We start from the raw sequence: 7,070 nt of genomic DNA on the forward strand, positions 1-7,070 counted from the left end.
ATGGGCAAGTTCGTTGCGGCCCTGCCGATGTATGACTGGCCCGAAGCGCGCGGCGAGGTCGACGCGCAATGGGCACGCCTGCGCGACGCTTTCCGGCAACGGGGCATCGATGCGCCGGAAACGATCGTGCGCAGCAATGGCGATCTGCCGCCGGTGCCTGGCGGAATCCCCGATGACGCCGGCAGGCTGATTGCGCCGGACCCGGCGACGCTGCCTGCGGACGAGCTCGATTTTCACGAGCTCTGGCTCAGTCCGGCGCTGCTCTTCGGGCAAACCTGCTGGGGGCCGATGGAACTCGGCCTCGCTCGGCATGTGCAGGTGATCGCACAGCCGAATTACGATGCGTTCGAAGGCGGACAAGGGGAACTCTATTCCAGCGCGCTGGTGATGGCCGCGGATGGCGGACTACCGGTTGCCTCGCCGCAGGATGGCAAGGCCGTCATCCCGATCGATCTTCTTCGCGGCAAGCGCTTCATCTTCAACAACCCGGATTCGATGTCCGGCCTGATCGGACTGACGCGCGACCTGGAGGCGATGGGAGAGAGCCTCGATATCTTCGCCTCGCGCGGCGAGAGCGGTGGCCACCGGTCATCGATCGTGGCGGTCGCGGAAGGCAGGGCCGATATCGCGGCCATCGACTGCGAAAGCTGGGCGCTGGCGCAGCGTTTCGAGCCGGCGGTGAAAGGCGTGAAGGTCGTCGGCTGGACGGCGCGGCGCAAGGGCTTGCCCTATATCACCGCCAGAACAACACCGGAAAAAACCATTGCCATGATGCGCGAGGCCGTCGCGGCGGCCGAAAGCGGCGCGTCAGAGCAGCCGCTCGTCCAGCTTGTAGGCTGAAAGCTTCTCGTTGCCGGTCCCGGTGATCAGGATCTGCTCCTCGATCTTGACGCCCTCGCGCCCGCCAAGCCTGCCGATATAGCTTTCGACGCAAAGCACCATGCCGGGTTCGAGCACGCCATCCGGCGTGTCGTCGGTCCAATCGCTTGCATGCGGCAGTGTCGGATATTCGTCGGCCAGGCCGACACCATGGTAGAGCACGCCGTAGCGCGTCGGATAGCAATCGTCCGGCGGCATCGCCGAGCGCTCGACAAGGTCGCGGAAGGAGATGCCCGGCCGCATCAGATCCGTGTTGTGGGCGATCTGGTCGGCGGCGATGCGGAAGAGGTCGCGCTGTTCGTTCGACGGCTGCCTGTCGCCGCAGAGCCATGTGCGCGAGAGATCGGCGCAGAAACCGTAAGGGCCGATCAGGTCCGTGTCGAAGGCGACGAGGTCGCCATTCTCGATGACGCGCGAGGAGCATTCCTGGAACCAGGGATTGGTGCGCGGGCCGGACGACAGAAGCCGGGTTTCGATCCATTCGCCGCCGCGCGCGATGTTGCCGCGATGCAGTTCCGCCCAGAGCTCGTTTTCGGAGATGCCGGGCTTCAGCACCGCTTCCATCTCGCTCATCGCCGCCTCGCAGGCGACGATGGCGCGGCGCATGGCGAGGATCTCGTCCGGCGATTTGATGAGGCGCGCATTCTCCATCACCGCCTCGCCATTGCCGACGGAAATGCCGTGGCGGGCGAGTTCCCCGACACCTTCCGGATTGATGTGGTCGACGGCGATGCGGCGATTGCCGCCGCCATGCTCGGCAACGAGTTCGGCGATGCCGGCGCCCCAGCGGCGGACCTTCTCATCGGTCAGTTCGCCACTGTAGAGATACATCCATGACACGGCCGGGCGCACCTCGTCGACGACGCCCGAATGGTCGGACAGGTGCTCGCAGGAGAAATAGTCGAACAGCACCACCGGCCCTTCCGCTGCGACGAAGCAATGGCGTGTCGGGTTGTGCGCGACCCAGAGCTGCATGTTGGTCGAGTCCGTCGCATAGCGGATGTTGACCGGGTCGTAGAGCAGGGCGCCGGCATAGTCGCGGCGCTTCAGTTCGGCGCGGATGCGTTCCAACCGGTATCCGCGCATGGCGGACAGGTCGGGCGCGGCGATGCCTGCCGCCGCCCACTCGGCTTCGGCTGTCGCGCCATAGCCCAGCACATGCTGGTTGAGCGAGGCCGCCTTCTCGCGGGAGGTCTCGCGCAGCGCCTCGACCGAGCCGGGTTCGAAGGGCATGATCTTGCGGTGACGGCCAAAGCCTAGCTTGTCCATTCGTCCCCCCCGAATCTTACGGCGCGGTCTTCTTGTGCAATTTGGTGATCGTGACCTTGCGCGGCGGGAAGCCGAGCGCCTGCGGCACCTCGATCGTGCGATGGACGGTATCCATCGCGTAGCCGGCCCTCGCCAATTCTTCGAAGACATCCGAGGACGATTCCCTGTCGTCGGTCAGAACAAGGACCGCAGGCTCGCGGATCGAGCGGGCGAAGTCCGGTGTCTCGTCGTCGAGCGCGATGAGACCGGCATCGACCAAGCGAAGATTACCCACCCAGAACCAGCTCGAAACCACTGTCTTGACCGGTCCGTCGGCGTTGATCTGGTCGTAAAGCGACCGGTAATCCATGCGCACGATGCTGCCGCGGCCGTCGCCACCGTTCAGGTGCATGTACCAGCTCAGCGGCAGCACGAAAACGGCAAGGAGCGCGCCGACGAAGACGATGGTGGCTTGCGTCTTTCGGCCCCTCTGGCCCATGGCGTCGAAGCGCATGGCCAAGGCCGCGGGCAGGAGGATGAAGATGGGCAGCATCCAGCGATCGCGAAACTGGGTGATGCCGGCGGCCAGCACGACCGTCACCATGACCACCAGACCAAGCACGATCGCCCGCCACAACAGCTTTTCCGGCCACCTTACCGGCTGAGGCGGCTCCGTCCGCTTTCTTATCGCCAGGCCATAGGCGACGGCGAAAATCGCGACCGGCAATCCAGCGAAATTGACGATCGCGTTGGCCAGCCTGCGGATGCCGAGAAGTGCCGTTTTCGCAACGCTGCCGCCTTCGGCGACGCCCAGGCCCTCTTGGTGCGCGAGCAAATCTTCCAGATGCGTCAGGCTCCAATAGAGCGTCGGCAGGCAGGCAAGGACCGCCACCGCCACGCTGATCAGAAAACGCCGGTCGAAGATCGCCTCCCGCGTTTCGCGAACCGTGAGAGATGCCAGGAACAGGGCGGCAAGGAAGATGACGATGTTGTATTTCGACAGCATCGCGGCCGCCGTCGCCAGGCCGAAAAACGCATAGGCGATGGCCGATCGGCGTTTCTCGACCTCGACCAGCGCCAGGAGCAGCACCGAGGTGAAACAGAATATGGCGACCGAGTGGGTGAGGGCGTGCTGCATCTCCCAGAAGATCTGGGGAAACAGAAGCAGCCCGAACATGCCGGCTGCAGCTGTGCGGTTCGAGTAGCCGAGGCGGCGTATGGCGGTGAAGTAGGCGGCAAGCCCGGCGGCCAGCAGGCCGTATTTGACGATCTTGAGGGCAAGGACGCTGGTTCCGACCGCAGAGGCCGCGAGCATCGCCAGCCAGGTGTATAGAGGCGGCTGCGAACTGCCGTAGCCGGCGGCGAGGAAGCGCATCTCCATCAGCTGCTCGGAATCGTCGACGCCGACGCCCGTGCCCGCAACGTGGGACAGCAGCGCCATCACCGCGATCTGGGTCAGGCAGTAGAGGAGGGCGAGCGCGACAGCGGCGCTGAATGGACCGACCCGTTCATCGCAGAGCCAATCGGTCCATTTCTCAAGCTGCCGCAAGGGGATTGTCTTCTCGTGCTGATGCGCCGGTAGCGGGCTTAACCATGCCATGGCGACCGGCGCAATCCAACAATTCGCCAGAGCGGTTCACCGTTTCGTAAACGGCAAACCGCTCTGTCTATCTGTTTTACGCAATTCCGGGCGGAAAACCGTGTCACACTTTTCTTGGAATTGCTCTCGCGTCAGGTCCGCATCTTCTCGCCGCTCGGATCGAAGGGCGGCTCGACATTGATGCGGGCCGGGCGGCGGCGGCCGAGGATCTCGATCTCGAACAGGCCGGCGCTTTCGTCCTCGGCGAGGGCCGCGGGGACATAGCCCTGCGCCATCGACTTCTGGACGTAATGCGCGTAGCCGCCCGAGGTCACCCAGCCGACGACGCGCCATTCGCCATCGACGATGCCGCGCACGGCGGAAGCGCCTTCGGCGGCCTTCGAGCCGCGGACTTCCTTGCCCGTTTCATCGAAGCGCGGCGCGCCGTAACCGTGCGGCTTCTCCACCGTGCCGTAGTCCTTGGAGACCTTGGCCCAGATCGGCTCGTCGCCCATCACATCGGCATCGATGGCATCGACGATAAAGGAAACACGGCGCAGTTTCGGACCCTCGGCATGCTCCTTGGCCGACGCTTCGCGGCCGATGAAGTCGTTCTTCTCGAGCTTGATGAAACGGTCCATCGAGCCTTCGAACGGGCCGTAGATCGGACGCAGTTCGCGGAACCAGGTGGGGAAGTTCTTTTCGAGACGCATCGAAAGCAGCGCGCGCATGCCGAAGTCGACAATGCCGAATTCCGCGCCGGCTTCCTTGATCGCCTTGTAGACGAGGCGCTGATAGGCAGGCGCCATCCAGATCTCGTAGCCGAGGTCGCCGGTATAGGTGATGCGGTTGACCATACAGGGCGCGCCGCCGACCGCCATCTCGCGGAAATCCATGAAGCGGAAGGCCTTGGTCGAGACGTCGACGTCGACCAGCTTCTGCAACAGGTCACGCGATTTCGGTCCGGCGATGGACAGGCCGACCAGCGTCTGGTCGAAGCGATGGATGCGCACCGAACCATCCTTGGGCAGATGCTTCTCGAACCAGCGCATATGGTATTTCTGCGCGGCGGAAGAGCTCCAGATCATGAAACGGTCCTCGCCGGTCTTGGCGATGGTGAAATCGCCGATCAGCTTGCCGAACTCGTTGACCATCGGGGTCAGCACGATGCGGCCGACCTTCGGCATGCGGTTGGTCATCAGCCGGTTGAGAAAATCCTCCGCGCCCGGGCCTGAGACCTCGTATTTGGCGAAGTTGGCGATCTCGGTGACGCCGACCTTGTCGCGCGTGGCGCGCACTTCCTCGCCGATCGGGCCGAAATCGTTGGAACGATGGAACGAGACGATGTCCTTCGGCTCGGTGCCCTTCGGCGCGAACCAGAGCGGGGTCTCGAGGCCCCACGAGTCGCCCATGACCGCATTGTTGGCGAGCATGGTGTCGTAGAGCGGCGTCGTCTGCGCCGGACGGGCGGCCGGCAACTCCTCGTTGGGGAACCGGATCGAGAAGCGCCGCGAATAGTTCTCGCGCACCTTGGCGTTGGTGTAGCGCAGGGTGGCCCATTCGCCGAAGCGGGCGACGTCCATGCCCCAGACGTCGAAGCCCGGATCGCCGTGCACCATCCAGTTCGACAGCGCGAGGCCGACGCCGCCGCCCTGGCTGAAGCCGGCCATGACGGCGCATGCGCACCAGAAATTGGTCAGGCCTTGCACCGGGCCGACCAGCGGGTTGCCGTCGAGCGCGAAGGTGAAGGGGCCGTTGATGATCTGCTTGATGCCAGCCTTCTCTATGCCGGGGAAATGCTTGAAGCCGATTTCCAGCGACGGCGCGATGCGGTCGATGTCGGGCTGCAGCAATTCATGGCCGAAATCCCAGGGCGTGTTGACCGGCGACCACGGCTTGCAGGCCTTTTCATAGGTGCCGAGCAGGATGCCGTTGCGCTCCTGGCGGGTGTAGATCTCGCCCTTGAAGTCGAGCACGCCGATCATCTCGCGGCCGGTCGACTTGTTGAATTCCTCGACCTCCGGCATCGGCTCGGTCAAGAGGTACATATGCTCCATGGCCAGCACCGGCAGCTCGACGCCGACCATACGGCCGATCTCGCGCGCCCACAGGCCGCCGCAGTTGACGACATGCTCGGCATGCACCGTGCCTTGCTCGGTGACGACGTTCCAGGTGCCGTCCGGCTGCTGCGTCAGGTCCACGACGCGGTTGCGCAGCACGATCTCGGCGCCGAGTTTCTTCGCCGCCTTGGAGTAGGCGATGGTGGTGCCGGAAGGGTCGAGATGGCCCTCGACCGGATCCCACATGGCGCCGACGAAATTCTTCTCGTCCATCAGCGGGAACATGGCCTTCGCTTCCAAAGGCGTGATCAGCTCGGTGTCCATGCCGAGATAGCGGCCCTTGGCATGTGCGAGCCGCAGGAAGTCCATGCGCTCGGGCGTGTCGGCCATCATGACGCCGCCGGTCAGATGCAGCGAGCAGGACTGGCCGGAGAGCTCCTCGATCTCCTTATAGAGCTGGACGGTATAGGCCTGCAGCTTGGCGACGTTCGGGTCGCCGTTGAGCGTATGGAAGCCGCCCGCCGCATGCCAGGACGAGCCGGAGGTCAGCTCCGAGCGCTCGATCAGCATGATGTCGGTCCAGCCGGCTTTGGCGAGGTGATAGAGCACCGAGCAGCCGACGACGCCGCCGCCGATGACAACCGCTTTTACGTGGGATTTCATGCAGATAGTTCCGTCTTGTGCAATGTGGAGTCAGAAAGGAGACGAATGGCGGGCATTTGCCCGGTCGAACGATGATCAGAAATCCGTCGGCGCGCCGCCTTCGGCGCGGCGCTTTTCGACGAAGTCGTTGAGTTCCTCGCGGATGGCCGGATCCATATACGGCTCTTCGTAGGAGGCAAGGCGCTCCTTCCATACCTTGTTGGTGCGTTCCATCGCCGTCGGCGAGCCGGCCTCTGTCCAGCTCTCGAAATTGCGCCAGTCGGAGACGATCGGCGAATAGAAGGCGGTCTTGTAGCGCTCCTGCGTGTGCTGGGTGCCGAAGAAATGGCCGCCCGGGCCGACCGACTGGATGGCGTCGAAGCCGAGCGCGTCCTCGGAGAGATCGAGCGGGGTGAGGAACTCGGCCACCATCTGCAGAAGATCGATGTCGAGGATGGTCTTTTCGTAGGAGCAGCGCAGGCCGCCTTCCAGCCAGCCGGCGCCGTGCATCATCAGATTGCCGCCGCCCTGGATCGCGCCCCAGAGCGAGAAGACGCTTTCATAGGCGGCCTGCGCGTCGACCGTGTTGGCGGCGCAGGTGTTGGAAGTGCGGTAAGGGATGTTGTAGCGCCGGGCGAGCTGGCCGCCGACGAGCTGCGCCT

5 protein-coding genes are annotated in these 7,070 nt (G+C 64.2%); 1 reads left to right on the forward strand and 4 read right to left on the reverse strand.

The annotated features are described in order from the left end of the window. Positions 1-840, forward strand: an 840-nt coding sequence (locus EOD07_RS16355) for a PhnD/SsuA/transferrin family substrate-binding protein (protein ID WP_127236203.1), incomplete at its 5' end; no start/stop codon positions are given. Here EOD07_RS16355 and EOD07_RS16360 read toward each other — a convergent pair. The 4 genes from EOD07_RS16360 to EOD07_RS16375 all read right to left on the reverse strand — a co-directional run. Beyond that, complete coding sequence (locus EOD07_RS16360; protein ID WP_127236204.1) at positions 808-2,148, reverse strand: Xaa-Pro peptidase family protein; 1,341 nt, start codon at positions 2,146-2,148, stop codon at positions 808-810. The genes EOD07_RS16355 and EOD07_RS16360 overlap by 33 nt on opposite strands. A gap of 16 nt (positions 2,149-2,164) precedes the next feature. Beyond that, the gene (locus tag EOD07_RS16365; protein WP_164772284.1) at positions 2,165-3,676 is read right to left on the reverse strand and encodes a glycosyltransferase family 39 protein; all 1,512 of its coding nucleotides are present in this window, start codon (positions 3,674-3,676) and stop codon (positions 2,165-2,167) included. Positions 3,677-3,858: 182 nt separating this feature from the next. Then, positions 3,859-6,429 (reverse strand): FAD-dependent oxidoreductase, encoded by a 2,571-nt coding sequence (locus EOD07_RS16370; protein WP_127236206.1) that lies wholly within the window; start codon positions 6,427-6,429, stop codon positions 3,859-3,861. A 75-nt stretch (positions 6,430-6,504) separates the two neighbouring features. Then, positions 6,505-7,070, reverse strand: a 566-nt coding sequence (locus tag EOD07_RS16375; protein WP_206519479.1) for a trimethylamine methyltransferase family protein, incomplete at its 5' end; no start/stop codon positions are given.

Source organism: Mesorhizobium sp. M2C.T.Ca.TU.002.02.1.1 (genome assembly GCF_003997225.1).

Excerpts from the sequence above, each read along its gene's own strand:
- EOD07_RS16360 (WP_127236204.1), bottom strand. The coding sequence starts at position 2,148 with ATGGACAAGCTAGGCTTTGGCCGTCACCGCAAGATCATGCCCTTCGAA.
- EOD07_RS16370 (WP_127236206.1), bottom strand. The coding sequence starts at position 6,429 with ATGAAATCCCACGTAAAAGCGGTTGTCATCGGCGGCGGCGTCGTCGGC.